This window comes from Candidatus Sulfotelmatobacter sp., assembly GCA_035504415.1.
Taxonomy (GTDB): domain Bacteria; phylum Vulcanimicrobiota; class Vulcanimicrobiia; order Vulcanimicrobiales; family Vulcanimicrobiaceae; genus Vulcanimicrobium.
This window is the reverse complement of the sequence record DATJRY010000017.1, coordinates 32,185-56,205: the sequence shown is the minus strand read 5'-3', so window position 1 is coordinate 56,205 and position 24,021 is coordinate 32,185. Positions and strand designations below refer to the sequence as shown.

Annotated in this window: 20 protein-coding genes and 1 tRNA gene; 6 read left to right on the top strand and 15 right to left on the bottom strand. The window is 69.6% G+C overall.

The annotated features are described in order from the left end of the window. Positions 1–17: 17 nt before the first annotated feature. Entirely contained in the window at positions 18–677 is a 660-nt protein-coding gene (locus tag VMD91_13920) for a hypothetical protein (GenBank protein HTW85161.1), read from the top strand. 3 nt (positions 678–680) lie between these two features. Here VMD91_13920 and VMD91_13915 read toward each other — a convergent pair whose 3' ends face one another. Both VMD91_13915 and VMD91_13910 read right to left on the bottom strand, forming a co-directional pair. Next, a complete protein-coding gene (locus VMD91_13915; GenBank protein ID HTW85160.1) occupies positions 681–1,829 on the bottom strand; it encodes a stalk domain-containing protein in 1,149 nt (382 codons plus the stop codon). Between the two features lie 92 nt (positions 1,830–1,921). Beyond that, a complete protein-coding gene (locus VMD91_13910) occupies positions 1,922–5,476 on the bottom strand; it encodes an efflux RND transporter permease subunit (protein ID HTW85159.1) in 3,555 nt (1,184 codons plus the stop codon). Between the two features lie 227 nt (positions 5,477–5,703). On the opposite strand from VMD91_13910, the gene VMD91_13905 reads away from it, so the two are divergent. Continuing rightward, positions 5,704–7,302 (top strand): NHL repeat-containing protein, encoded by a 1,599-nt coding sequence (locus VMD91_13905; protein ID HTW85158.1) that lies wholly within the window; start codon positions 5,704–5,706, stop codon positions 7,300–7,302. Between the two features lie 15 nt (positions 7,303–7,317). Here VMD91_13905 and VMD91_13900 read toward each other — a convergent pair whose 3' ends face one another. The 6 genes from VMD91_13900 to VMD91_13875 form a co-directional block, all read right to left on the bottom strand. Beyond that, on the bottom strand, positions 7,318–9,477 hold the full coding sequence (locus tag VMD91_13900) for an EAL domain-containing protein (protein HTW85157.1): 2,160 nt from the start codon (positions 9,475–9,477) through the stop codon (positions 7,318–7,320). Positions 9,478–9,479: 2 nt separating this feature from the next. Then, complete coding sequence (locus tag VMD91_13895; GenBank protein ID HTW85156.1) at positions 9,480–10,973, bottom strand: hypothetical protein; 1,494 nt, start codon at positions 10,971–10,973, stop codon at positions 9,480–9,482. A gap of 73 nt (positions 10,974–11,046) precedes the next feature. After that, positions 11,047–11,865 carry a DUF4382 domain-containing protein gene (locus VMD91_13890; protein HTW85155.1) on the bottom strand — a complete coding sequence of 273 codons (819 nt, stop codon included), beginning with the start codon at positions 11,863–11,865 and terminating at the stop codon, positions 11,047–11,049. Between the two features lie 440 nt (positions 11,866–12,305). Further along, positions 12,306–12,392, bottom strand: a tRNA-Leu gene (locus tag VMD91_13885). Positions 12,393–12,478: 86 nt separating this feature from the next. Next, positions 12,479–12,946: a TlpA disulfide reductase family protein gene (locus VMD91_13880; protein HTW85154.1), complete on the bottom strand. Its 468-nt coding sequence runs from the start codon at positions 12,944–12,946 to the stop codon at positions 12,479–12,481. Positions 12,947–12,951: 5 nt separating this feature from the next. Then, positions 12,952–13,506, bottom strand: a complete 555-nt coding sequence (locus tag VMD91_13875) for a peroxiredoxin (GenBank protein HTW85153.1) — start codon at positions 13,504–13,506, stop codon at positions 12,952–12,954. Positions 13,507–13,603: 97 nt separating this feature from the next. On the opposite strand from VMD91_13875, the gene VMD91_13870 reads away from it, so the two are divergent. The 3 genes from VMD91_13870 to VMD91_13860 are packed head-to-tail and all read left to right on the top strand — an operon-like array spanning position 13,604 to position 14,623. After that, a complete protein-coding gene (locus VMD91_13870; protein ID HTW85152.1) occupies positions 13,604–14,014 on the top strand; it encodes a transcriptional repressor in 411 nt (136 codons plus the stop codon). Between the two features lie 18 nt (positions 14,015–14,032). Further along, positions 14,033–14,434, top strand: coding sequence for a peptide-methionine (R)-S-oxide reductase MsrB (gene msrB / locus VMD91_13865; GenBank protein ID HTW85151.1), 402 nt, complete (start codon positions 14,033–14,035; stop codon positions 14,432–14,434). Between the two features lie 42 nt (positions 14,435–14,476). After that, positions 14,477–14,623, top strand: a complete 147-nt coding sequence (locus VMD91_13860) for a hypothetical protein (GenBank protein ID HTW85150.1) — start codon at positions 14,477–14,479, stop codon at positions 14,621–14,623. A gap of 314 nt (positions 14,624–14,937) precedes the next feature. Here the strand turns inward: VMD91_13860 and VMD91_13855 are convergent, their stop codons facing one another. From VMD91_13855 to VMD91_13840, 4 genes are all read right to left on the bottom strand, one after another. After that, on the bottom strand, positions 14,938–16,551 hold the full coding sequence (locus tag VMD91_13855; GenBank protein ID HTW85149.1) for a hypothetical protein: 1,614 nt from the start codon (positions 16,549–16,551) through the stop codon (positions 14,938–14,940). A gap of 21 nt (positions 16,552–16,572) precedes the next feature. Beyond that, positions 16,573–17,487 (bottom strand): oligopeptide ABC transporter permease, encoded by a 915-nt coding sequence (opp4C, locus tag VMD91_13850; protein HTW85148.1) that lies wholly within the window; start codon positions 17,485–17,487, stop codon positions 16,573–16,575. Further along, complete coding sequence (locus tag VMD91_13845) at positions 17,487–18,461, bottom strand: ABC transporter permease (GenBank protein HTW85147.1); 975 nt, start codon at positions 18,459–18,461, stop codon at positions 17,487–17,489. Before VMD91_13845 ends, opp4C begins: the two co-directional genes overlap by 1 nt. 65 nt (positions 18,462–18,526) lie before the next feature. Further along, positions 18,527–19,351, bottom strand: coding sequence for a 3-keto-5-aminohexanoate cleavage protein (locus tag VMD91_13840; protein ID HTW85146.1), 825 nt, complete (start codon positions 19,349–19,351; stop codon positions 18,527–18,529). A 42-nt stretch (positions 19,352–19,393) separates the two neighbouring features. Between VMD91_13840 and VMD91_13835 the strand changes: the two genes are divergently transcribed. Further along, positions 19,394–21,007 carry a gamma-glutamyltransferase family protein gene (locus tag VMD91_13835; protein HTW85145.1) on the top strand — a complete coding sequence of 538 codons (1,614 nt, stop codon included), beginning with the start codon at positions 19,394–19,396 and terminating at the stop codon, positions 21,005–21,007. On the opposite strand, the gene VMD91_13830 is transcribed toward VMD91_13835, so the two are convergent. Genes VMD91_13830 through VMD91_13820 form a run of 3 tightly spaced genes read right to left on the bottom strand, consistent with a single transcriptional unit; the run spans position 21,004 to position 24,015 of the window. Then, positions 21,004–22,566, bottom strand: a complete 1,563-nt coding sequence (locus VMD91_13830; protein HTW85144.1) for a hypothetical protein — start codon at positions 22,564–22,566, stop codon at positions 21,004–21,006. The two genes, VMD91_13835 and VMD91_13830, sit on opposite strands and share 4 nt — an antisense overlap. Next, the gene (locus tag VMD91_13825; GenBank protein ID HTW85143.1) at positions 22,563–23,474 is read right to left on the bottom strand and encodes a hypothetical protein; all 912 of its coding nucleotides are present in this window, start codon (positions 23,472–23,474) and stop codon (positions 22,563–22,565) included. The genes VMD91_13830 and VMD91_13825 overlap by 4 nt, the downstream gene beginning before the upstream one ends. Then, on the bottom strand, positions 23,443–24,015 hold the full coding sequence (locus VMD91_13820; GenBank protein ID HTW85142.1) for a manganese efflux pump: 573 nt from the start codon (positions 24,013–24,015) through the stop codon (positions 23,443–23,445). The genes VMD91_13825 and VMD91_13820 overlap by 32 nt, the downstream gene beginning before the upstream one ends. Between the last annotated feature and the right edge of the window lie 6 nt (positions 24,016–24,021).

Sequence of the window (24,021 nt, the reverse complement as noted above, 5' to 3'; positions counted from 1 at the left end):
TGCACGTGGGACGTTCCGTGACTTTCCTCACCGAAGACAGCGTGCACATTCGCGGCACGTACGTCGAAAGTCACGCCGAGAGCGGGTTGACGGCGATCCTCGTGCACGACGCGGACGGCGACCGGCACGGCTGGGATCCGTACCTGCCGCTGTTCCGTACCCGCGGCTGGAACGTGTTGAGCTTCGATCTGCGCGGCCACGGCGAATCGGTGAGACAAGACATGCGCCACGCCCTGCTCAAAGCCGACCCGTTCGACTTGACCTCCTCGCACGTGCATCCCGCCGACGTTCGCGCCGCCGTCGCGTTCGCCGCTCGCCAGCCCAAACACGAAGCCGGGCGGGTCGCGCTGATCGGGGCGGGATTCGGCGCCGATTTGGCCTATGCGGGCGCCGGCCGCGGCTGGGGCGGGGTCACCACGGTCTGCATCTCGCTCGACGAGGCCCGCGCGCGGGCGCTCGGCGGCGCCGGCGCCTTCGCGCCGCGCTCGTGCTACCTGCTCTACGGCGGCGACGACGCGGTCTCGGCGGAGTCAGCCGGCGCGTTCACCAGCGTCGCCGGACCCCCGTCCGAGGTCTTCGTCTATGCGGCGACCTCGAGCGCGGGGCTCGCGCTGTGGGCAGAGCGCCAACCGGAGATCCTCGCGCGCGCGATCGCGTGGGTCGAGAAAACCGCCTGAGTCCTAGTGGACGTGGACCACGTAGCGGACCGGGTCGGCGTGGCCACCGGTGGCCGGATCGATCGCACTGATCTGAATCCCCAGGAGGCTGCCGGGCGGTGCGCCGGAGTCGACCGGTGAGTCGAAGACGCCGTCCGGACCGGCGGTGACGGTGTTCTGGACGTTGTCGTTGCCGGCTTCGTCGCCGTGCGCGGCCAGGAAATCCGCCTCACGCGGGGTGAGCCCGACCTGAATCGTCACGGTCGCGCCGGGAGCCGTCCGGCCCCGGACGCGAAACGCGCCCGGGACGGACTGGTCGGGAGCCGGCGAGACGCCGACGATGGCGATCGGCCGGGGGGCGACTTCGCCCACCGTCCGGTCACCGATCTGGAAGTGCCACGAGCGCTCGAAGCGCGCTCCGGCGCGGTCGACGCCGACGACGCGCACTTCGTGCGAGCCCGACGGCACCGGCGAGGCCGGCGTGTAGGTGATGCCGTGGCCCGAAACGTACGCGGTGCTCGTCACGTCACGCCCGTCGAAGAACACCTTGACGGCGTTCGGATCGACGTTGCCGTCGACGAAGGTCGCCTGCACGGTCGGACGCTCGGCGCGCACCGTCGTGTCTGGGCGCGGCAGCTGATCGGTCAGGCGCACCGGGCTGACGTTGGCGTTCTGGTCGGGGTTGGGACGCACGACTTCGGGCGGCGGTCCGTTGGGACCCGGGCCCGGTCCGGCCATCGCGATCGCGACGACGCGGTTCGAGTTATCCCAATTCACGCGCGCGCCGAGCGCTTGCGAGATAAAGCGCAGCGGCACGTAGGTCGACGCGCCGATGATGAACGGCGCGACGTCGAGCGTCTGCTGCTGACCGTCGACGACGGCGTCGGTCGAACCGACGTGCAACGAGATGGTATGACGGTGATCGCTCGCGTTGATCTGACCGTTCGCGTAGACGACCGTCGCGCCGAGGTTCTCGAACACGCCGCGCAGTGGCACGAAAACGCGGCCGGCGCGTTCGGTCGGCGGCGGGGTCAGTTGGACGGGATTTCCGTTGACCGTGACGCTGACCGGACCGCCGTCGTCTTGCGCGAAGGCCGGCAGCACGAGGCCCGTGGCGAGCACGGCGGCCGTCGCGACCGCAGTCAGCCGCGCAGCTGTGGTGGGAAATGGCATCGGGGAAGGCTCCTCCGTCAGATGATGACGGAAGGGCGTTTACCCGTAGGGCCGGATTCGATGCGCGTGCGCTTCGTCGTTTCTATCTGTTTTTAATCGTTGAACGCACCGGCCGGCACACGCGGAAGCGAGGGGCCGTCGTCTCGCGCCGGACGTTCGTCCGCTTGCGTGTCTTCCGCGTGACGGCCGGAGCGCAGCCATTCCGCCAAGCGATTGGCGGTGACGTAGGTCGCCGGCACGAGGAACAGCGTGAGGAAGAGCGAGGAGAGCAACCCTCCGATCAGCACGACGCCCATCGATTGGCGAAACTCCGCTCCTTCGGTGCGACCGAGCGCCAGCGGCAGCATGCCGAACACCATGGCGGAGGTGGTCATCATGATCGGCCGCAAGCGAGTGCCGCCCGAGGCGACGATCGCTTCCGCGAAGGTCAAGCCGCGTTTGATCAGCGTGTTGGCGTAGTCGACCAGCAGGATGCCGTTCTTCGCCACCAGCCCGAACAGCATCACCATGCCGATCGACGAGAAGATGTTGAACGTCTGGTGGGTGATCGCGAGGGCGAGCAGCGCACCGATGATGGCGACCGGGATCGAGAACATGATCACGAACGGCGTCAAGAACGAACCGTACAAGATCACCATCAAGCAGTAGATCAGCAAGATCGAGGTGATCAGCGCGAACGTCATCGAGTCGGTGAACTCTTTGAAGAACTTGGTGTCGCCCTCGAGGCCGGTCGTCACGCCGGTCGGCAGGAAGCCCGGTACCTTGAGCTGCGCGTCGATCTTGCTGGTCACCGCGCCGAGCGTGGTCTTGTCGTGATCGATGTCACCGTTGACGCGCACGATGACCTGTTTGTCGACGTGCTCGATCTTGGTGGGCGCACGGTCCCAGGTGAAGGTCGCGACGCGGCTGAGCGGGACCATGGTCGTGCCGTCGTTCGAGCGCACCGGGATGCGCTCGATCTCGGCGATCGAGTTGCGATCCTTGATCGGGTACTGCAAGAGGACGTTGACCAGCCCGTTCCAGGTGCGCACTTTGGTGGCCACGACGCCGCCGACGGCCGCGCGCGCCACCGCGGCCGCCGCACCCGGCGAGACGCCCAGGACCGCGGCCCGCGCCGGATCGACGCGAACGGTCAGGTGCGGTGCGTCGAGCTCGGCACCGGTCTGCACGTTGACGGTGCCCGGCAGCGAGCGGATGTAGGCCGCGAGCTTGTCGGCCGCCACGCCGATCTGGTCGGGCGGCCCCGAGAGCGTATACGAGATCGGCAAACCGCTGCCGCCGCCGCCGCGGCCGGAGACCGTCACTTCGGCCCCCGGCGCCAGCGCGGGCAGGATCTGGCGCAGCTTCGCGACCACGACGTCTTGATCGCGGCGCTTGTCCTTGCGCAGCGTGATGTTGAAGTTGCCGGTGAAACCGCCGTCGGTCTCGCCCCAGCCGTCCGGCTTGCTGCCCGCGTAGGTGCGCACGGTGTCGATCTCGCCCGGCTCGTCGGCCAGCACCGCGCGTTCGATCCGCACCAGCGCGCGCTCGGTGATCGCCAGCGGCGTGCCGACGGGATACGTCAGGTCACCGTGGATTTGCCCGGTCTTCGCGTCGGGAACGAACTCGGATTGCACCGAGCTCTGGGTCATCGAGAGCACGAACAGCACGGCCGCGATGCCGACCAAGCCCGCGACGCTCGCGTTCGAGCCGCCCTGGTGGAAGGCGACGTGGATTCCGCCGCTGATCCGGCGGCGACCCGAGCCGACCAGAAACGCGAGAGCAGCGAACGCGAGCGTGAGGAGTCCGCTGACGACCACCAGCGGCATGGCGTGCTGCGCGAGGCCGCCCAGCGTCAACGCGAGCGTGACGAGCGCGGCCAAGCCGGCAACGATCGCAAGCAACACGCGCGAGGAGATCAGCCGGCCGTCGAAGACGCGCCCGACGATCATCCAGCCGCCGACGACGACCAGCGCGATCGCGAGATCGGCCACCGCGAAGACGGCCATCGCGGCCGGACCGGCCGGCAGGCTGAACGCGTTGAGGACCGCGACACCGCTCATCCAGAAGATCAGCCAGCGATGGCGCAGCGCCACCGGCAGCGCGCGCTCCTTGTACCAGGCCGTGAGGCGTTCGAAGCCGGCCTGGAACCAGATCAGGTACGGCGGCGGCGCGCTCGAGCGCTTGAGCACCGACCACTTGGCGGCCAGCACCGGCGTCAGCGTGAACGAGACGAACAGCGAGAACAGCGTCGCGACCGTGACGACGATGCCGAACTCGCGCAGGTACTGGCCGACGAAGCCCGACAGGAACGCCAGCGGCAGGAAGACGACGACGTCGACCAGCGTGATCGCGATCGCCGCGCCGCCGATCTCGGTGCGTCCGCTGATCGCGGCGTCGACCGGCGCCTGACCCAGGTCTCGATGTCGGGTGATGTTCTCGAGCACGACGATCGAGTCGTCGACCAGGATCCCGATGGTGAGCGAGAGCCCCATCAGCGAGATGTTGTCCAGCGTGAGGTTCAGCAGCCGCATCACGATGAAGGTCGCGAACAGCGAGGCGGGGATGGCGACCATCACCACCAGCGCGTTGCGCCAGGCGTGCAGGAAGAGCATCAGCACGATCGCGGTGAGGACGATCCCCTCGATCAGCGACTGGTTGACGCCGTTGAGCGAGGCTTGGGTGTAGTCGGCCGGCGCGAACAGCTCGTGGAACTCGACTTGCGGGTACTTCTTCTCGATCCCGATCATCCCGTCGCGCACGATCTTGGTGCTGCCGACCTCGTCGGAGCTGATGGTGCGGTTGACGTCCATGATCAGCCCGGGATGGCCGTTCATGTGCGAGATCAGGCGCTGCTCCTGGTGCGTGTCGGTGACGGTCGCGACGTCGCCGATCTTGAGCGTGCTGCCCTGGACGAGCAGCCCGGTCGTGATCGGCAGCGGCAGCGCGGCGATGTCGGCGGCCGAGTTGATCTCGGCGTGCACCGAGACCGCGGTCTCGACCGTCGGCGCGTCGACGCGCCCGCCCGGGAGGTTGCTGTTGTTCTGCTGGATCGCGTTGAAGACGTCGGAGAGGGTCGCGCCCGCGCCCATCAGACGCAGCGGGTCGGCGTCGACGTCGAACTCGCGCACCGCGGCGCCTTCGAGGTCGACGCTCTGCACGGTCGGGATGTGACGGATGTCGGACTCGACGCTGTTGTTCAGCAGGTCGGCCAGCGCCGACGCGTTGAGCGTCTTCGAGTCGACGGCGTAGGTCACCACCGGTGCGTCGGCACCGTTCTTCTGCACCACCGGCGGATCGAGGTCGGTCGGCATGTACACGCGCGCCGTGTCGACGCGGCGCTGCACGTCGATGGCCGCGAAATCGAGGTCGGTCCCGAGCTTGAACTGCACGACCACGACCGCGGAGCCTTCCTGGGCCGTCGCGGTCATCTCGTCGAGGTGCTCGATGCCGTCGATCTGGTCTTCGATCGGCTTGACCACCAGCCGCTCCATCTCGGCCGGCGACGCGCCCGGATAGTTGGCGATCACGACGACGACGGGGAAATTCACGTTCGGCTGCGAGTTCTTGCCGAGCGCGAAATACGACGCGATGCCGTACGCCGCGATCGCGATGAACAGCATGGCAACGATGATCGGGCGCTTGATGGAAAATCGCGTCAACCACATACGGAGAGACCGTCCTCTCGTCGGTCGCCCGAAGCTACGCCGGACCCGCGGCCCGAGTTTCGCCCCGACCAACGAAATTCGCCGTTGTAACTACGCATTCCTTAAGAGCTGCCGCATTCGTTCTTTTGCTAGCTTGCTCGGCGGACGGAATCGTGTTACAGACGGGATGACGCGTACAGATACCGGTATCGGTGTCGTGCTGCCGGTATAGAGGAACGGAGGCCACCATGTCCAGCCGGGCGTTGTCGGGCCGAGCGTTTTTCGCGCTCGCCCTTCTGACGTTGCTCGCCGCCTGCGGCGGCGGAGGTGGTGGCGGCGGCGGCAGCGTCAGCCCCAAGCTGCCCGGCACGCTCGCTACCCCGAGCCCCACCCCGACGCCGGAGACGGACGCTGCGACGGTGTCCGTCGGCCCCACGCCGAGCAGCGCCCAGCTTGCCAATCTGGCACTGAACAGCACCGTCGGGGGCTTGGTGCAGTTCCCCCAGACCACGGGCGGAAGTGCGACGCTCACCGTCACCCTCTCGGCGGCGCCGCTGCCGGGAACCCCGACGCTGCAGGCCCTCCACCGCAAGCCGGCGGCAATCGGTGGCCAGAACGTCGCCGGCCTGCTCTACTTCTCGGTCGCGACCTCGGCGACGGTCTCGTTCCCGGGCCCGCCGTCGTTCTCGATCGCGGATCCGGCGGACACGGCCCCGACGCTCTCCTACGTGGCCTTCTACGATCCGACCAACGCGAGCGCCGGCTGGACGACGATCAGCGGGCCGCCGCAGGTCATCTCGAACACGCTGACCTTCGATTCGTCGGCACGGCCCATCACCGTCACCGCGGGCCAGCCGCTGCTCTTCGCGGTCTTCACCGTCAGCGCCGCGCTGCCGACGCCGACGCCCACGCCCACGCCGACCCCCTCTCCCACGCCGCGAGCGGTGTACATCGCGAACCCGAACGCGAGCACGATCGTCCCGGCCGGCACGAACAGCGGCGCGGTCACCGTCTATTCGGTCTTCGAATCTCAACCGTACTTGCCGTTCGTGCCACAAGGCGTGCTGAGCTTCGCGCCGAGCGCGATGCTCCCCGAAGCGGTCGCGTTGGATGCCGCAGGCAACATCTACGTGCTCAACGTCAACGTGCAAGGCGCGAACAGCACGATCTCCGTCTTCGCGCCCTACGCGGGCGGATCGAGCACCGTGACGCCGCAAGCCGTCATCAGCGATGCGAACCTAAACCAGCCCTCGGCACTCGCCGTCGACGCGTCGGGCAAGATCTACGTCGCGAACTTCGGCGGCCACGACGTCCTCGTCTATCCCGCGCATCCGACCGGCAATCTGACCGAGGCGCCGCTGGCCGTCATCGGCGGTGGCAGCACGACCCTGCAAGAACCCACCGGCGTCGCCGTCGACGCGGCCGGCAAGGTCTACGTCTCTGACATCGAGACGAACGCGATCGACGTGTTCGCGGCGAGTCCGTCCGGCAGCGTGACCAGCGCGCCCATCGCGACGCTCGCCGGCTCGAACACCGGGATCACGGCGCCCGGCGGCGTCGCGCTGGACGGACAGGGACGTATCTACGTCACCAACACGCAGAACGCGCAGCGCGTAACGATGTACGCCGCAAACCCGAGCGGCGCGACCAACGTTGCGCCGCTCACCAGCTGGACCTTCGACCTGACCTCGGTCGGCGCGATCGCCGTCGACTCGGCCGGCTACGTCTTCGCGGCAAACTTCTTCGGCGGCATGATCGTCATCTATCCGCCGTATCCGCAAACGTCCGGAGGCGGACTGATCGTCGGCGCGGACGTCCCCGAGCCGGGAGGGATCGCCGTCCGGTAGCGGACGGCGAAGCGGCTAGATCGCGACTCGGGCGGCGGAGACGAGCGGCGTCGCCGCGCGCGGGCGCGGACGGCGCACGTCGCCCTGCTCGCGGGCCAGGAGCGCGACCAGCTCGGTGAGCGGGAGCGGCTTGGAGAAGCAGTAGCCCTGTGCGAAGTCGCACCCGATCGAGCGGACGAAGCGCAGCTCGTCGTCCGCTTCGACGCCCTCGGCGACGACCTGCAGCGCCAGGCCTTGCGCCATCTGCACGATCGAGCGTACCAGCAGCCGGCTGCGCGGGTTGTCGGTGATGCCGCTCAGGAACGAGCGGTCGAGCTTCATCACGCCGATCGGCAGCCGAGCGAGGTACGCCAGCGAGCTGTAGCCGACGCCGAAGTCGTCGATCGCCAGCGTGACGCCGGCCGCGGCCAATCCGTCGAGCAGCGGCACCGCCGACGCGTCGACCGCGATCTGCTCGGTGATCTCGAGCGTGAGCGCTTCGAGCGGAAAGCCGTGCCGGGCCGCGGTGTCGACGATCTCCTCGCCGAAGCCGGGAATACGCAGCGCGCGCGGCGAGGCGTTGACCGCCAGCGCGAAATCGGGGATGGCCGCGCGCAGCGCGCCGGCGTCGCGCATCGCCTCGGCGATCACCCAGCGGTCGATCTCGACGATCAGCCCGGTCTCCTCGGCGACGCCCAGGAAGTGCTCGGGCAAGAGCAGGCCGCGGTGCGGGTGCTGCCAGCGCACCAGCGCCTCGCAGCCGACCAGGCGCGTCGTCTCGGTTTCGACGATCGGCTGGTAATGCACGCGCAGCTCACCGCGCTCGAGGGCGCGCCGCAGCTCGGTCTCGACGGTGAGACGCTCGGCGGCCTCGGATTCCATCGCCGGCTCGAAGTGCGCGTGGACGTTGCCGCCGGCGCGCTTGGCGCGGTACATCGCCATGTCGGCGCGCGAGACGAGCGCGCGCGTGGTGCGCCCGTGCTCGGGGAAGAGCGCGACGCCGATGCTGGCGCCGACGACCATCTCGCGGCCGCCCAGCGCGATCGGCCGGCGCACGAGCCGGATGATGCGCTGCGCGACGATGTCGACGTCGGCGACGCTGGCGATGCGCGGCAACAACGCGATGAACTCATCGCCGCCCGGCCGCGCGACCACGTCGCCCTCGCGCACGGCCTGCGCGATGCGGTCGGCGACGATGCGCAGCACTTCGTCGCCGACGTCATGGCCGAGCGTGTCGTTGATCGCCTTGAAACGGTCGACGTCGACGAACAACAGCGCGAAGCGGCTTTCCTTGCCGTCGCGGCCTTCGCGCACCAGCAGCTCGCCGAGCGACTCTTCCAACGCGAGCCGGTTGGGCAAGCCCGTCAGCCGGTCGCGGTTGGCGGCCTCCCAGGCGCGCTGCTCAGCACGCTTGAGCTCGGTGATGTCGATCGAGACGCCGACGGCGCCGTTGACGTCGCCGTAGCGGTGGTCGATGATCGGTTCGAGATGATGGCGCAGCCAGCGCTCACCGTGCGGCGCTTCGGCGCGCACCGGAACGCCGGTGAACGCCTCGTCGAGGTAGCGCCGCGCGACCAGCAGGTCGACCGGCTCGTCCAACAGGTCCGAGCTGCGCAAGCCCAGCTCGTCGAGCGCGCCGCCGGTGACGGTGCTGAAGCGCGCGTCGCGACCGGCCGTCCACAGCACGGCGTCGACGTTCTGGGTGACCAGCTGCAGGCGCTGCTCGCTCTCCTCGAGCCGGGTAGCGGCGCGCGCGCGCGCCGAGACGTCGCGCAGGTAGACGAGCGTCTCGCGTGCGGCCGGTTTGATGCGCACTTCGACGGTGCGGTCTGCCGCCGAGAACTCGTAGCTGTGCTCGAGGACCTCGCCGGTCTTGCGCGCGATCGCGATGTCGGGGACGAGCTCGGAGGCCAACGGGTCGACCACCTCGTCGAGACGCGAGCCGACCAGCTCGATCGAGGTCGAGCGCAAGAGGCGCTCCGCCTCTTCGTTGACGTGGGTGATGACGAACGACTCGTCGATGATGTAGATGCCGTCGGCGACCGCTTCGAGGACGTTGAAGCGCCGCTCGACCGCGTCCGCCGCGAGTCGCTGCGCCGAGCGTTCGGCGACGCGCGCGCGACGAATCGCCAGCGCGCACACCACCGTGCCGGCCAGCCCGCCCGCGGCCACCAGGGCCAACACCACCACCAGCATCGCTACGCCATTCCGAGCGCGCGCGCCGAGGCGAGGAACTCCGAGCGCGTCTTGACCCCGAAGGCCTGGTAGACGGCGGCGATCTGTCGCTCGATGGTGTAAATGCTGCGGCTGAGCGAACGCGAGAGGTCCCCGACCTCGGCCCCGCCGGCCAGCGCGTGCGCGACCTGCTTCTGCAACGGCGAGAGCGTCGCCGGCATGGCCGGCTCGAGTCCGGCACCGGTCTTCGGCAGCTGCGCGAGCGGGCTGTTCGGATAGTGCGCCGCGTGAGCGGCGGCTTTTTCTCGCCAGCTCGGCTCGCCGGTGACTTCGGCGAGCGCGATGCTCGTCATGGCGGCCTGGAACTGATAGTCGATCGAGACGAAGATCTCGTAGGCGTCGCGGAAAGCCCGCTCCGCGGCCGCAAGATGCCCGAGTACTGCGTCGATTTGGCCTTGCGCGTAGCGGGCGAAGGCTCGAGCGCGACGATCGGCGTGCGAAATCGCGAACGTTGCCTGCACCGAGTCGGTGCCGAGCGCGGCGAAGGTCGCAGCGTAGCGTTGAGCGCGTGCCGCGTTACTCGGAGCAGTGAGCGTCGCCAGGGTCAGCAGCGCGAGGCGCTCTTCGTTGAAGGTCGATTCCCACTGTACGGCGTGGCTGAGCCGGACGGCTTCTGCAAGCTCTTCCAGTGCCCACGGCTCGTTGCGCGCAATCCTCGCTACGAAGGCGCGGTCCAGATGTGCCATGACTTCCCAGGCGGTGGACGGCGCACACTGCCGCGCTTCCTTGAAGGACCATTGCGCCGGCCCGGGACGACCGCACATGAACGAGTCCCAGCCGAAGATGCGCAGCGTTTGGAAGCGCTCGACCCGCACGCCCTCCGACCACTCGATCTGCTCGAAGCGGGCGCGGACGTCCGCCAGCGCAACCGCGTCGGAAGTCTCGAACGCGACCCGTGCGAGCGCGTGGCTGATCGTCGCAAGAACCCCGACGTCCAACGCGTCTTCGGTCTCGAGGTCGATCATAGCGAGCGCCAGCCGGAGGTCGGCGATCTGCGACTTGAGATCGCCGAGACCCGCGTGGTGCCACGCGCGGATCATGAGCGCGCACATTGCCGCCGTCGGATCGGGATGCGTGACCGAAGCGGCGACGTCCAGGTTGTGCGGATCGAACTCTTGCGCGAACCACGCCAGGCGCGAACGTTGGTAAGCCAGTGTGAGCGCACCGTGCGGGTCCGAGTCGACGAACTTTTCCGCCGTGGCAGCATGTGCACGAGCCGAATCGAGATCGCGGACGTTCGTGAACGCACGGCAGAGTGCGATCTCATAGCCGAATTTGCCGGCCGGGGTCGTCACCATATCGGCGACGCCGGTCAGCCACTCGAGCGCCGCCACGTAGCTGCCGCCCCGACCGAGTGCGTCGGCCTTCAGGGCGATCGCGTTGTCACGAACGTGTTCCGGCCACTCCTGACAGCCGTTGAGGATCTCGGCGGCCTCGCCGTACCGTGCAGCGCGCACGGCAAGGAGAGCACGTCGGAGACTGGACGCCGCTGGCTCAACGACGTCCTGATCCGTCGCAGAGGCCATGGGGCTAGTCCGTCAGCGAGCCGATATTGATCGTGTTGCCACCCGGGATCGCCAGTGGCAAGGGCGATGGCGCGGTCGCATCAGCGCCGTCGGCGGAGACGGACTCGCCGCTCGCCGAGACGTAAGCATTCTGGACCACCAGAGTGGCGCTGCCGGCTGAGAGCGCATGCAGCGTGAAGGTGCCGTCGTTCGCCGAGATCGTCGAGTTCAGGACGTTTCCGTTCGCGTCAAGCGCGAGCACCACCGCACTGGAAACCGGCAAGCCGGCGGCGTTGAGGATCGTACCCGAGACGTCCGAGGCATTTGTCGCAGTGACCAGCTGCGGGTCGATGTTCGCGATGGCGCCGTCGAGCGCGACGGATTCAAGCACGTTGAAGTCGGCGGTCAGCGTTATGTTCGCGCTCCCGTCGCTGCCGAACGTGGCCGGCGCATCGATGCCGACGTAACTGGTCGGATCGCTGGTGAGGCTTCCGAACTGGACCGGGTACGTCTGGCCCTGATACACCACGCTCGAGGTCGTCGGATCGACGACCAACTGGAGCGTATCGTAGCTTCCAGCCGGTAGGCTCGCGGCGTATTGCTCGGCCGTGCTCTGCAGGGCAAGCAAATTGACCACCTGCGGCGTCTGGTTCGCGACGATCGGCGTCGCCACGCCGTTGCTCAGCGCGTTGATCCCGACCAGGCCGATATTCACTTGCGCGTCGTTGCCGCCGTCCGCCAGCGGCGCGTCGAGCAGATCGACGATGATGCTGACCAGAAGGCCGCCGACACCGCCGACGGAGTTCTTCGGCATCCGCAAACCACGCTGCGTGGACTTCTTCACCTTGACGAGTTGCGTCTTGGTCTGCAGGTGATGCGTCGAGGACGAGGTGTTCTTGGGGGTGCTGGCCGTGGGGAGCGAGGTCGACGACCCGGCGCACCCGGCGAGGAGTGCGAGCGTCAGGGCGATCGGGAGTGCTTTCATCCTCAAACCCATCTCGGAAACGGTAGCGATCGCGGTCGCTAAGAGCCGCCTTCTCTGGCAACCCGCCGCCGGTTTTCACCGGCGAACGTCCGTATGTTCGCCCCGCACCCCCGACGAGACGGCCGGGCGCTGACCGTCTACGCTGAGTATCCACCAGAGCGTGTTCGCGGTCACCCCCATTTCGGTAAAGTGTTGGTTTAATTGTCTCTCTAGCAGCTCAAGCGAGCCTCTTGTGCGGTCCCGCGGCCGTACATTGCGCGAAAAAGCCCGACTCCGTACCGAGTCGGGCTCTTCGAACGTGGTGCGCGAGACTGGATTTGAACCAGCACGGGATCGCTCCCGCTAACCCCTCAAGCTAGTGCGTCTACCAATTCCGCCACTCGCGCACGGGGTCCCGGGAACGGCAAGCCGCCCCCGACAACCTCGATAGTCTACACGGCCGGGGGCGGTGCCACAAGAGGTACGGTTCCTCTCAGGCGGCCGTCGCGTCTTCCTTTAGCAGCGCGGCGATCTTCTCGTGCAGACGCTCGAACCCGCGGTCGCCCGCTTGGCGATGGACCAGCTTGTGGTCGCGGTCGAACAGGTAGTACGCCGGAACGAACTGGTTCTCGTAGCGCTGCACGATGGCGTGCTCGTTGTCGATCGCGGTGCGCCAGGTGATCCCCATCGGGCCCCGCGCGTCTTCGGTCACGGCGGCGACGTCGAGCTCCTCGGGGCCGCGCGGTTGGTGGACCGAGACGAACTCAAGGCCTTGGGGACCGTACTCGGCCTGCCAGGCGGCGACGTCCGCGGCGACGTTGTGGCAGATGTAGCAGCTCACCGACCAGAAGTGGACGAGGAGCGGCTTGCCGGCCAGCTCCTCGTCACTCGGTGCGCCGCCGTTGATCCAGGTCGAGACGCCGTCGAGCGACGGCATGTCGGATCCGGTCCGGAGCGGCATGGTCGTCAGCCGACCTTGAGCAGCTGCTTACCCGGCGTCCACTCGGCCGGGCACAGCCCGCCCGTCTGGAGCGCCTGGAGGACCCGCAGGGTCTCCTCGACCGAGCGGCCGACGTTGTCGTTGGTCACGACCGCGTAGCGCAGCACGCCCTCGGGATCGACGATGAACAGCCCGCGCTGGGCGGCACCGGTCGCCTCGTCGAGCACGCCGTACGCGCGGCTGACTTCCTTGGTGAAGTCGGCGACCAGGGGATAGGCCGTCCCGGCGATGCCGTTCTTCTCACGCGGCGTGTTCAGCCACGCGAAGTGCGAGTGGACGCTGTCCGTCGAGCAGCCCAGCACCTCGGCGTCGAGGTCCTTGATCTCCTCGTAGCGGTCCGAGAGCGCCGTGATCTCGGTCGGGCACACGAACGTGAAATCGAGCGGATAAAAGAAGAAGATCAACCACTTGCCCTGGTAGTCCGACAAGCTGATTTCCTGACCCAGGTCCTTGGCGCTGGTCGCGCCCTTGGTGGACGGCAGGGTGAACGCGGGCGCCGGCTGACCGACCTTCGCTAGCACAAAAAACCTCCGAAAAACTCTTGTGTTGGGAGCCGAACTCGCCTATAACTGACTGAGAACGGATTTCACTCCCGGAGGCTACCCCATCCCGCACTCGGTGTCAACCGCCGATCCGACAGACTTGGCCCCCAACTATCGGACGTTGTTGGAGGTGGTCGAGGAGGCCGGCCACGGCAACCACCTGACCGCCCAAGAGATCTGGCTGCGGGCCCGCGCCCGCCAGCCCCGGATCGGCTTTGCCACCGTTCACCGTGGCCTCGCCCGCCTGCACGAGCAGGGCGCAGTGATGAAGATCGACGTCCCCGGTGAGGCGTCCGCCGTCTACGAACCCGCCGCGCCGCCGCACGCCCACTTCCGCTGCGCGACCTGCGGCACGATCGCCGATCTCGACTTCGCCGTCCCCGCCGCCACCCGTCGCGCGTTGGCCGAGCGGTACGGGGTGGCCATCGAGGACGAAGCCGTGACCTTCACCGGGCGCTGCTCGACCTGCACCGCGGCGCACCCCTGACGGTGTTCTAGGAGGTGTATGGACCTCCAGAACAAGACCGACGCGCAGTGGCGCGCGGAGCTCTCCCCGGACCGTTTCGCGGTCCTCCGCGAGGGCGCCACGGAGCGAGCCTTCACCGGCGCGCTCTACCACAAGAAGGATGCGGGGACGTACAGCTGCGGCGCCTGCGGCGCCGAGCTCTTCGCCTCCGACGCCAAGTACGACAGCGGCTCGGGCTGGCCGAGCTTCTGGGAGCCGAAGGCCGGCGACCGGGTGACGCTGATCGAGGACACCTCCCACGGCATGCGCCGGACCGAGGTGCGCTGCGCGGCCTGCGACTCGCACCTGGGCCACGTCTTCCCCGACGGCCCGCGCCCGACCGGCGAGCGCTACTGCATCAACTCGCTGGCGCTCGACTTCACCCCGACCCGCGAAGGCTGAACCGTTGCCTGCCGGCCCTCGACCAAGCGGTATGAGGGCCGGATGAGCGACGCCGAGGACCGGGCGCTGCTCGAGCGCATCTCGGGTCGCGACCGGCTCGCGTTCGAAGCCTTCTTCACCGCGCACTGGCAGCCTACGAGGCTCGCGAAGCCGCGGCCGAGCGCGCCGCGCCGACCGCGGCGCCCATGACGGTCGTCTTCCGCGCCCCCGACGGCCGGCCGCCCTTGATCGCCCTGCGCGCACGGCTCACGCTGGAGGTCACGGCGCCGGCGGCCGCGGCGGCACGCGCGCTCCTGCACGCACGCGCATCCGGGGCCCTGCCCGTCACCCTGCGCTCCGGCGTGCCCGCCGCGCGTCTGGACGCTACGCTGAACGCGCTCGCGCGGCTCGGTACGACGCGCCGGCGCGAGGTGAGCGGAATCGACCTGCGGCCGACCGCCGACGCGCAGCTCCGGCAGATCGCCGCGCTGGGGACGCGGCCTGTACGCGCTCCCGCCGGACGCTCACGGCACGGCCGCGATCGCTTCCGGCGCGTCGAGGTTCGGAAACGTCCCGCTCAGCGTCTGCTGATTCCCCTGCGCGTCATACGCATTGATGCTGTACTCGTTCACCACGTAGATGAGCCCGTTCGCCGCGTCGTACGCGATCGAGATGGGATTGTAGAGGTTCGGGAAGCCGCCGCTGAGCGGCTGCTGATCGCCCTGCGCGTCGTACGCCGTCACCGTGTTGACGAACTGGCCGATGTTGCGCTGGTAGCCCTCGTTGCTCACGTACAGGAGGCGGTTTCCGGTATCGTACGTGATGCCGGTCGGCGCCGCGGTGAGATTCGGGAAGCCGCCGCTGGTCGATTGCGGGTTGCCGTTCTGATCGAACGCGAGGATCGCGCTATCTTGCGAGACGTACAGTAGGCCGTTGTCGGGATCGTACCCGATCGCCTCGGGGAACGAGAGCCCCGGAAACGTCCCGCTGAGCGTTTGTTGACTTCCTTGCTCGTTGTATGCGCGCACCGTGCCGGCGAGGTCGTCGACGACGTAGAGCAGGCCGTTACCGCTGTCGTACGCGATCCCTTGCGGGACGCTCAGGCCCGGGAAACCGCCGCTCAGCGGCTGCAACGCGCCGCCCGCCGCGCTGTACGCGTTCACGCTGGGTTGCACGGTCGACACGTAGACGAGCTGGTCGACCGGATCGTAGGCGATCCCTTCGGCCTCGCCGCAGCCGTTGCAGAAAAACTGCAGCGCCTGCTGATCCCCTTGCTGGTCGTAGGTGTAGACGGAGCTCCCCACGAGCTGGACGAGGTAGAGCGTCTTCGCCGGTGGGACGCTGACCACCACCGTTGCGCTCACGGCGTTCGCGCCGCTGGTCGCGGCGGGGGTGACCGTTGCGGTCAAGGTGACCGGCGCGCTCTGCCCGTTCGAGGCCAGCTCCACCAGGTTCGGCGACGCCGTTGCCGGCCCGCTCACGCCGACCTGCGCGCTGCCGCTGGTGACGCTCACCGCCGGCGCCCCGGCGCCCAGGATGACGTTGCCGTCGGCATCGACGCCGAAGACCGACAGGTTCGCGGCCGTCGCGCCGAACGCCAGTTGGTATCCGGCCTGGGCCGATCCCGTCAGCGCCGCGCTGCCCGAGAGGAACGCGACGCCGGCCGGAACGCCGCCGAGCGTTACCGCAACCGCGTTCGCCTGCCCCGCGAGCACGGTGAACGGCACGCTCTGCGCAGCCGAAAGCACGTTCCCGGTCGCATTCGCACCGTCGTACGTCGTCAGCGTGAGCGCGTAGCTTCCCGCACCGACGCTCAGCGTGAGGGTACAGACGGTGCTCGCGAGCGACGAGGTGCAGCCGGTCGAGCTCGGCGTGAGCCCGACCGTCTGCGGGTAGCCGCCGACGGGTGTCGTGCTGCCCTGCGGTGTGACGTCGACCGTCGCGCTCTGCGTCGCCGGCGAGACATATGCCGGCCGCCGCCCGACCTGGTTCGGCGCGCTCGCGTGCGGGATCGTGATGCGCAGCGCTACCCGCGTCTTCGACGCGGCGTCACGATGCGTCCCAGGGACGCTCTGCCCGGCACCGCATCCCGCCAGCGCCGTGACGGCGACCAGGACGATGAGGCGTGCCTGGGACATCGCGATCCCTCCGTCTAGCGGCTACCGCGTATTGGGGTCGAGCGCGTCGCGCAATCCATCACCAACATAGTTGATCGCCAGCGTCGTGATCAAGATGCACAACCCCGGAAAGATCGCGGCCCAGGGCGCCTGCGTGATGTTGCTCTGCGAGTTGGCCAGCATGTTGCCCCACGACGCCGTCGGCGGCTGGATGCCGAAGCCCAGGAACGATAGGGTCGACTCGAGGATGATGACGTTCGCGACGTCGAGCGTCGCCTGCACGATGATCGGCGCGACGGCATTGGGCAGCAGGTGGCGGAAGATGATCCGGCCGTCGCGGTTGCCGACCGCGCGCGCCGCCTCGGCGAACTCGCGCTCGCGCAGCGAGAGGAACGAGGCGCGCACCAGACGCGCGACCGAGGGCCACGAGAGGCCCCCGATGATCAGCACGATGACCAAGAAGCTCAGCGCGGCCTTGGTCGAGGTTGCTTCGACGATCGCGGTGATGACCAGCAGCAGCGGCAAGAGCGGGATCGAGAGCACGACGTCGGTGACGCGCATCAGCACGAAGTCGATCCACCCGCCGTAGTAGCCGGCGACGGCGCCGAGCACGGTACCGATCACGATCTCCATGATGACCGCGAACAAGGCCACGGTCAGCGAGATCTGCGCGCCGAACATCAAGCGCGAGAGCAAGTCGCGCCCGACCTCGTCGGTGCCCAAGATGTGCCCGGCGACGCCGGGGGCGAGCGGATAACCCTGCCAGTGGACCTGGTCGATGTAGTTGGGGTCCTGCGGGGCCAGCAGCTTGGCGAAGATCGCGATCAGCGCGAGCAACGCGAGGACGACGATTCCCGCCAGCGCGACCTTGTGGCGGCGGAAGCGCCGCCAGACAGTGTTCTTCGAGGGAACGAAATCGTCGGCGGTGGCGGCCGCGAGCGGCAGCGTCGTCGCCATCAGGTGTACTTCACGCGCGGGTCGAGCCAGGCGTAACACACGTCGGCCAACAGGTTGCAGAACACGACGAAGAACGAGACCATCATCAGGTAGCCCATCAGCAGCGCGAAATCGAATTGCTGCAGGGCGTTGAGGAACAGCCGGCCCATCCCGGGCCAGGCGAAGATCGTCTCGGTGACGACGGCGCCCGCGACCAGGCCCGGCAGCGTGAGCGCGATGACCGTGACCAGCGGGATCAGCGCGTTCTTGAGGCCGTGCTTGAAGATGACGCCCAACCGCGAGACGCCCTTGGCGGCGGCGGTCCGCATGTAGTCGGTGCGGATCACCTCGAGCATCGAGCTGCGCATGAAGCGGCTGTACTGCGCCAGGAACGCCAGCGAGAGGACGATCGTCGGAAGCACCAGGTGGCGCAAGCGATCACCGAGCACGAACTGATCGTAGTCGCTCAAGCCCGCCGACGGCAGCTGGATCTTGTAGCCGAAGCCGACCGGAACGCCGTAGACGGCGAACAGCAGCTGCAGCATGACGGCGAACCAGAAGACCGGCATCGACTGGCCGAAGAAGGCGAACGTCGTGATCAGGTAATCGACCCAGGAATACTGCTTGACGGCGCTGAGGATGCCGAACACGACGCCCAGCCCGACCGAGATGACGAGCGAAGCGCCCATCAGCTCGAGCGTCGCCGGAACGCGCTCGAGGATCGCCTGCGTGACGGTCTCCGAGTTCGACATCGACCAGCCGAAGTCGCCGTGCACCACTTGCCACAACCACTTGAGGTACTGAACGTACGCGGGCTGATCGAGCCCGAGGTTGTGCTTGAGCCGAGCGATGTCGGCTTCCGTCAAATGCGGATTTTGCAGGTACGGCGTGAGCGGACCACCGGGCGCGGCCTGGAGGATCGAGAAGATCACGATGGAGACGAGCAAGAGCAGAGGAATGCTCTGCAACGTCCGCCGGACGACGTAGGTGAACAGAAACGGGCCCTCCCGGGGGAACGAACCGACCTCTGTTCCGGCCGTCCGGAAGCGACTCCTGGGGTTTATGCGGCGGTTGCGGTCCTGATGCCGAGCAAGCGGCGGGCTTCGTCGGGCGTGGCAACGGGGCGACCGAGCTCCGCGGCGATGCGCACCACGCGCGCCACCAGCTCTTCGTTGCGCGCCAGCCGGCCGCGGCTGTAGTAGAGGTTGTCCTCCAGCCCGACGCGGACGTGCCCGCCCATCGCGACGGCGACGGTCGCCAGCGGCAGCTGCATGCGCCCGATTCCCGCCACCGACCACGTACAGCCGGACGGCAGCGCTTGCACGCAAGCAACGAGATTTTCGACGCTTGCGTCGAGCGCGCCGGGGACGCCCAGCACGAAGTCGACGTGCGCCGGCAAACGGATCGCGCCTTCGGCGGCGAGCCGTTTTGCGTTCGCGAGGTGCCCGAGATCGAAGATCTCGAGCTCGGGGACGACGCCGTACTCGGCGATCTTCGCCGCGATGTCGCGCATGATCGGGAACGTGTTCTCGAAGACGTCGTCGCCGAAGTTGACGCTGCCGCAGGTCAGGGTCGCCATCTCGGGCCGCAGCTGCAGCGGCGCGGCGCGCTCGGCCGGCGTCATCCCGATCGCGCCGCCGGTCGAGAACTGCACGATCAGGTCGCTCGCGGCGCGCACCGCCTGCGCGGCGGCGCGGAAGCGCCCCACGTCATGCGTGTTCGACCCGTCGTCGTTGCGGCAGTGCACGTGCACGATGCTCGCGCCGGCGGCACGGATCGCGCGCGCGGTCTCGCCCAGCTGCGCCGGCGTGACCGGCAGATAGGGCGTCTGATCGGGCATGACCTCGGCGCCGATCGGCGCGACGGTGATGATCAACGGGTCCACCCGCGCAGGCTTCCACGTCACACCCGCGCGAACCCGGCGCGCATGCCGACCGACACGTCTGTGACCGCCTGGCCCTCACGCGCGGTCGCGCGCTCGACCCGTGCCATGGTCGCCACCCCGCACGCGCAGGCCACCGACGCCGGGCTCGAGATGCTGCGGCGCGGCGGCAACGCCGTCGACGCCGCGATCGCCGCCAACGCGGTGCTGGCCGTCGCCTACCCCGCCAGCTGCGGTCTGGGCGGCGACGCCTTCTGGATCGTGCACGATCCGCGCACCGGCACGGTCTCGTACAACGGCAGCGGTCGCACGCCGCGCACGGCGTCGCTCGACGCGCTGCCCGGCGGCGCGCTGCCCGAGCGCGGCGCGCTCGCGGTCTCGGTTCCCGGCGGCGTGCGTTCGTGGGAGGACGTCGGGCGCGCGCACGGGACGCTCGGCTTGGACGAGCTGCTGGCGCCGGCCGAACGCTTCGCGCGCGACGGGTGGGCGGTCACCGACGTCGTCGCCAACTACGTCGCGCTCAACGCGGCGATGCTCCGCGCCGACGCCGCCGCGGCGGCGATCTTCCTGCCCGGTGGACGCCTCCCGCGTGCCGGCGACGTGCTGCGCAATCCCGACCTCGCCGCGACGATCGCGGCGATCCGCGCCGGCGGCGCGGACGCGTTCTACACCGGCGCGATCGGCGAACGGATCGTCGCGACGCTGCGTGCCGGCGGCAGCCGCATGACGCTCGACGACCTGGCCGCGCACCGCACCGAGCCGACGACGCCGCTGCGCATCGCCTGGCGCGGTGGCGAGCTGTTGGCGCACCCGCCGAACTCGCAAGGCGCGCTGCTGCTCTTGGCCGCCGGCGCCCTGGCGAACGACGCGCAAGCGGAACAGCCGCTGTGGCACCATCTCGCGGTCGAGACGATGAAGCGCGCGATCGCGATCCGCGATACGACCTTCTGCGATCCCGCCTTCGGCGACTCCGGCGTCGCCGCTTTGCTCGCGCCGGAACGGATGGCCGCGCTGCGCGCCGAGATCGATCCCGACCACGCCTCGCTGCACGCCCCCAGCGCCGATCGCGGGGGGACGATCTTTCTGTGCGTCGTCGACGAAGACGGCATGGCCGTCTCGCTGATCCAGAGCCTCTACATGAACTTCGGCTCGGGACTGGTCGTCGCCGGCACCGGCGTCGTGCTGCAGAACCGCGGCGCGTACTTCACCACCGTCCCCGGGACGCCGAACGTCTACGCGGGTGGGAAGCGTCCACTCAGCACGCTCTCGCCGCCGATGTTCTTGCGCGACGGCAAGCCGGAGCTGGTGTTCGGGACGATGGGCGGCGACGGCCAACCGCAGATCCAGCTGCAGTTCTTGCACCAGTACGCCGACCGCGGCCTGGACGTGCAGCGTGCACTCGACTTCCCGCGCTGGATCTACGGCCGTCACACGCTGACGGAACGTCCCGACCTCAAGCCGGGCGAGCTGGTGATCGTCGAGTCGCGCATGCCCGACGACGTCGTCGCGGGCTTGGAGCGCCGCGGCCACAAGGTCGCGCCGCTCGGGCCCTACGAGAACGCGATGGGCCACGCGCACGCGATCGCGGTCGACCACGAGCGCGGCACCTTGGCCGGCGGCGCCGACCCGCGCGCCGACTCGCTCGCGCTGGGGCTCTAAGGCCCGTACAGCTCGCGGGCGCGCGCGACCAAGGCGGGGTCCACGCCGAGCAGCGCGGCCAGCGCAAGCGCGTCGGAGGCCGCGCGCGACTCGTGCGCGGCGACGACGCGGTAATCCATCGCGGCGTTGATCGCATCGAGCGCGGCATCGAGGTCGCGCGCGTCGATCGACGTCAGCAGCTCGTCCCGCACGCCGGCGATGCGCAGGTGCGCGACCCCGGCGGCTTCGGCGATCGCGTCGAAGTGCGTCGCGCAGAGCGCGAACGCGCCGCGCGCGCGCACCGCCTCGAGAAAGGCGATCAGCAGCGCTTTGCCCTCGCGCGGCCCGGTCGTGCGCGCGAACTCGTCGATCAGCACCAGCGCGCGCGGACCGGCCACGCCGAGCACCTCGCGCGCGCGCACGACCTCCGCGGCGTACGAGGAGAGCAGCCGCGCGCGCTCGGCCGGCCCGTCGCCGCCGACCCACGCGATCTGCGCGAACAGCGGCAGGCGCAGGCTGCGCGCGGGCGGCGGCGCGCCCAGCGCGACGCAGGCGGCGAGGAATCCGGTGGTGGCCAGCGCCGCGCTCTTGCCGCCCATGTTCGGTCCGGTCAGCACCGCGACGTTCGCCAGCGCGAGCGAGAGCGGCGTGTAGCGGCGGCCGCGAGCCGCCAGCGCCTCCGCCAACGGCGCGAAGGTGGCCTGGTCGAACGCAACGTCCGCGCCGAACTCCGGGACGCAGCCGCTCCAGCGCTGCGCGAACGCGACCCGCGCCAAGAAACGGTCGAGCGCGCCGAGCGCGCGCGTCGCCGCGGCGATCGGCTCGGCGTGAGCAGCGACGCGTTCGGCCAACGCGCGCCGCGCGCGCTCTTCTTCTTCGCTCAGCGCGGTCAACGCGGCATCGCGCTCGGGGGCGATCAGCGCGAGCGAGACGAGCCGATAGGTCGGCGTCTCGCGCACGACGTGCACGCCGGCCGGCAGCGGACCCGCGTACGCGTCGCGCAGAACGACGAACTCTTCGCCGACCGCGTCGACGCCGCAGATCGCACGCACCTCGGCGGCGAGCGCTGCTTGCCGCCGTTCGAGGTCGGCTTGCGCGATCGCATACGCTTGGCGCGCGGCACGCAGGCCGGCGCCGAACGCATCGGCCAGGTAGAAGCCCGCTTGGGCGCGGCCCGGGGCCAGCACCGCACGGAGCGCGTCGAGCCGCGGCGGCCGCCCCTCGGGTGCACCGCCGGCGCCGTCCCATGCGCGCGCGAACGCGTCGAGCGCGTCGACCAAGCGGCCCAACTCGTAGAAGTCGACGTCGCCGAGCGGGTCGCCGACGCGCGCGCGCGCCACGATCGGCGTCGGCTCGGGAACCGCGCGCAGCGCGGCGCGCACGCGCGCGACGCCGTGCGGGTCGAGCGACGCCGCCGCCGCCACGACGCGCACGATCTCGGCGCGGGCCGCGTCCTCGTCGCCGGGCCCGTACGGCGCGACCTGCTCGTCGTGGCGGCGACCGAACGCGCCGACCGGCGCCAGCGCCGCGCGCAGCCAATCGAGGCCGATACGTTCGGCGGTCGCGGCGTCGACGATCACGCGACCAGGTCCGCCACGACGTCGAACGTCGGCAGTCCGGTCGCCCGCGCGACGGCCTCGACCAGCGCGCGCGGCGCGAGCGTCGTCTCGCGGCCGACCGGTGAGGTCGTGCAAGCGACCACGCGCAGCGGCCGCTCACAGCGGAGATCGACCACCGCGCGCACGCGCGCCAGCAGCGCGCCGCGAATCGCGATGCGGGTCGGATCCTCGACGACGACCGTCGCCCCGGCCGCGTCGGCCAATAGGGCTTCGGCGTCGCGCGCGTCGAGCGCGCCGGCCAGCAGCACGACCCGCGCGCGTTCGTTGACGGGATCGCGGCCGGGGATCGTCAGGCGCGCGACGACGTCGGCGGCCGCCGCGGCGACGCGCGCGACGGTCGTGCCGCTGGCCGCCCCGGTCGCGACAATGACCGCGTCGTCACCGCCGGCCAGCGCGGCGACCCGGTCGATCGCACCGTCGACGAGCACCGGCCCCGCACCGAGCGCGCACAGCCGGTCGATGGTGGCGCGCATCGCCCCGGCGGTCGGCGGGCCGGCGATCTCGCACACCGTCGGCAGCACCGCGCGGGCGAACACCGTCGCGCCCAACGCGCCGGACGCGCCCGTCTCGAGGATCTCGAGCGCCGGCGTTCGCGGCACGACCCCGGCCGCCAGCGCGACCAGCGTCCCCGCCGCCAGCCGCACGCGCGGCTTCGCCTCGCCGTCGAGCGCGTCGGCCGGCTCGCCGTCGCGTCCGATCGACGTCAGCGCGACCGGCACGCCGCGGCGGTACGCGATCGCGCGCAGCGCGTTGCAGGTCGTCGTCTTGCCGGCGTTCTTCGCCGTCCCGACCACGACGACGCTGCGCGCCGCGCTCGTCGCCAGCGCGTAGAGCGACTCAGCCGCCGACGTGAAAGTACTTGAGGACACCGAACGCCAGGCCCGTCAGGATCAGGACGACGCCCGACCCGAGCGCGGCCTTCTCCTCGCCGATCGCGCCGATGCGGCGCCCCAGCAGCAGCCCCAGCGTGGTCGAGACGAGCGAGGCGACGGCGATGCAGACGATGCTGACCACCAGCGGCACGCCGATGAAGAGGATCGAGAAACCGATCCCCAGCGAGTCCAAGCTGATCGAGAGGGCGCCCAGGACGAGTCCCCAGCCGCGCGAGAGGTCGAAGCCATCGCCCGGTTCCGTTTGCGCTCGTGCCTCGTGGATCATGTAACAGCCCACGCCGACCAGCGCCGCGAAGCCCAAGTACGCGGCCCCCTCCCCGAGCAGGTGCCCGGCCACCCGGCCGATGCCGACGCCGATCAGCGTCATCGACACCTCGGCGGTCGCGAACGCCAGCCCGATGCGGACCTTGAGCGCGCCGCCGGTGCCGCGCATCCCGACCCCGACCGAGACCGCGAAGACGTCGAGCCCGAGCGAGAACGCGACCACGACGATCTTCGCGAGCGCCGCGAGCGTCACCGGCGC

Bases quoted from the DNA above. Each gene is read 5' to 3' on its own strand.
- VMD91_13835 (HTW85145.1), top strand. From the start codon at position 19,394: ATGCCGACCGACACGTCTGTGACCGCCTGGCCCTCACGCGCGGTCGCG.
- VMD91_13900 (HTW85157.1), bottom strand. From the start codon at position 9,477: ATGCTGGTGGTGGTGTTGGCCCTGGTGGCCGCGGGCGGGCTGGCCGGC.
- VMD91_13855 (HTW85149.1), bottom strand. From the start codon at position 16,551: ATGTCCCAGGCACGCCTCATCGTCCTGGTCGCCGTCACGGCGCTGGCG.
- VMD91_13910 (HTW85159.1), bottom strand. From the start codon at position 5,476: ATGTGGTTGACGCGATTTTCCATCAAGCGCCCGATCATCGTTGCCATG.
- VMD91_13860 (HTW85150.1), top strand. From the start codon at position 14,477: ATGAGCGACGCCGAGGACCGGGCGCTGCTCGAGCGCATCTCGGGTCGC.
- opp4C (HTW85148.1), bottom strand. From the start codon at position 17,487: ATGGCGACGACGCTGCCGCTCGCGGCCGCCACCGCCGACGATTTCGTT.
- VMD91_13915 (HTW85160.1), bottom strand. From the start codon at position 1,829: ATGCCATTTCCCACCACAGCTGCGCGGCTGACTGCGGTCGCGACGGCC.
- VMD91_13880 (HTW85154.1), bottom strand. From the start codon at position 12,946: ATGCCGCTCCGGACCGGATCCGACATGCCGTCGCTCGACGGCGTCTCG.
- VMD91_13905 (HTW85158.1), top strand. From the start codon at position 5,704: ATGTCCAGCCGGGCGTTGTCGGGCCGAGCGTTTTTCGCGCTCGCCCTT.
- msrB (HTW85151.1), top strand. From the start codon at position 14,033: ATGGACCTCCAGAACAAGACCGACGCGCAGTGGCGCGCGGAGCTCTCC.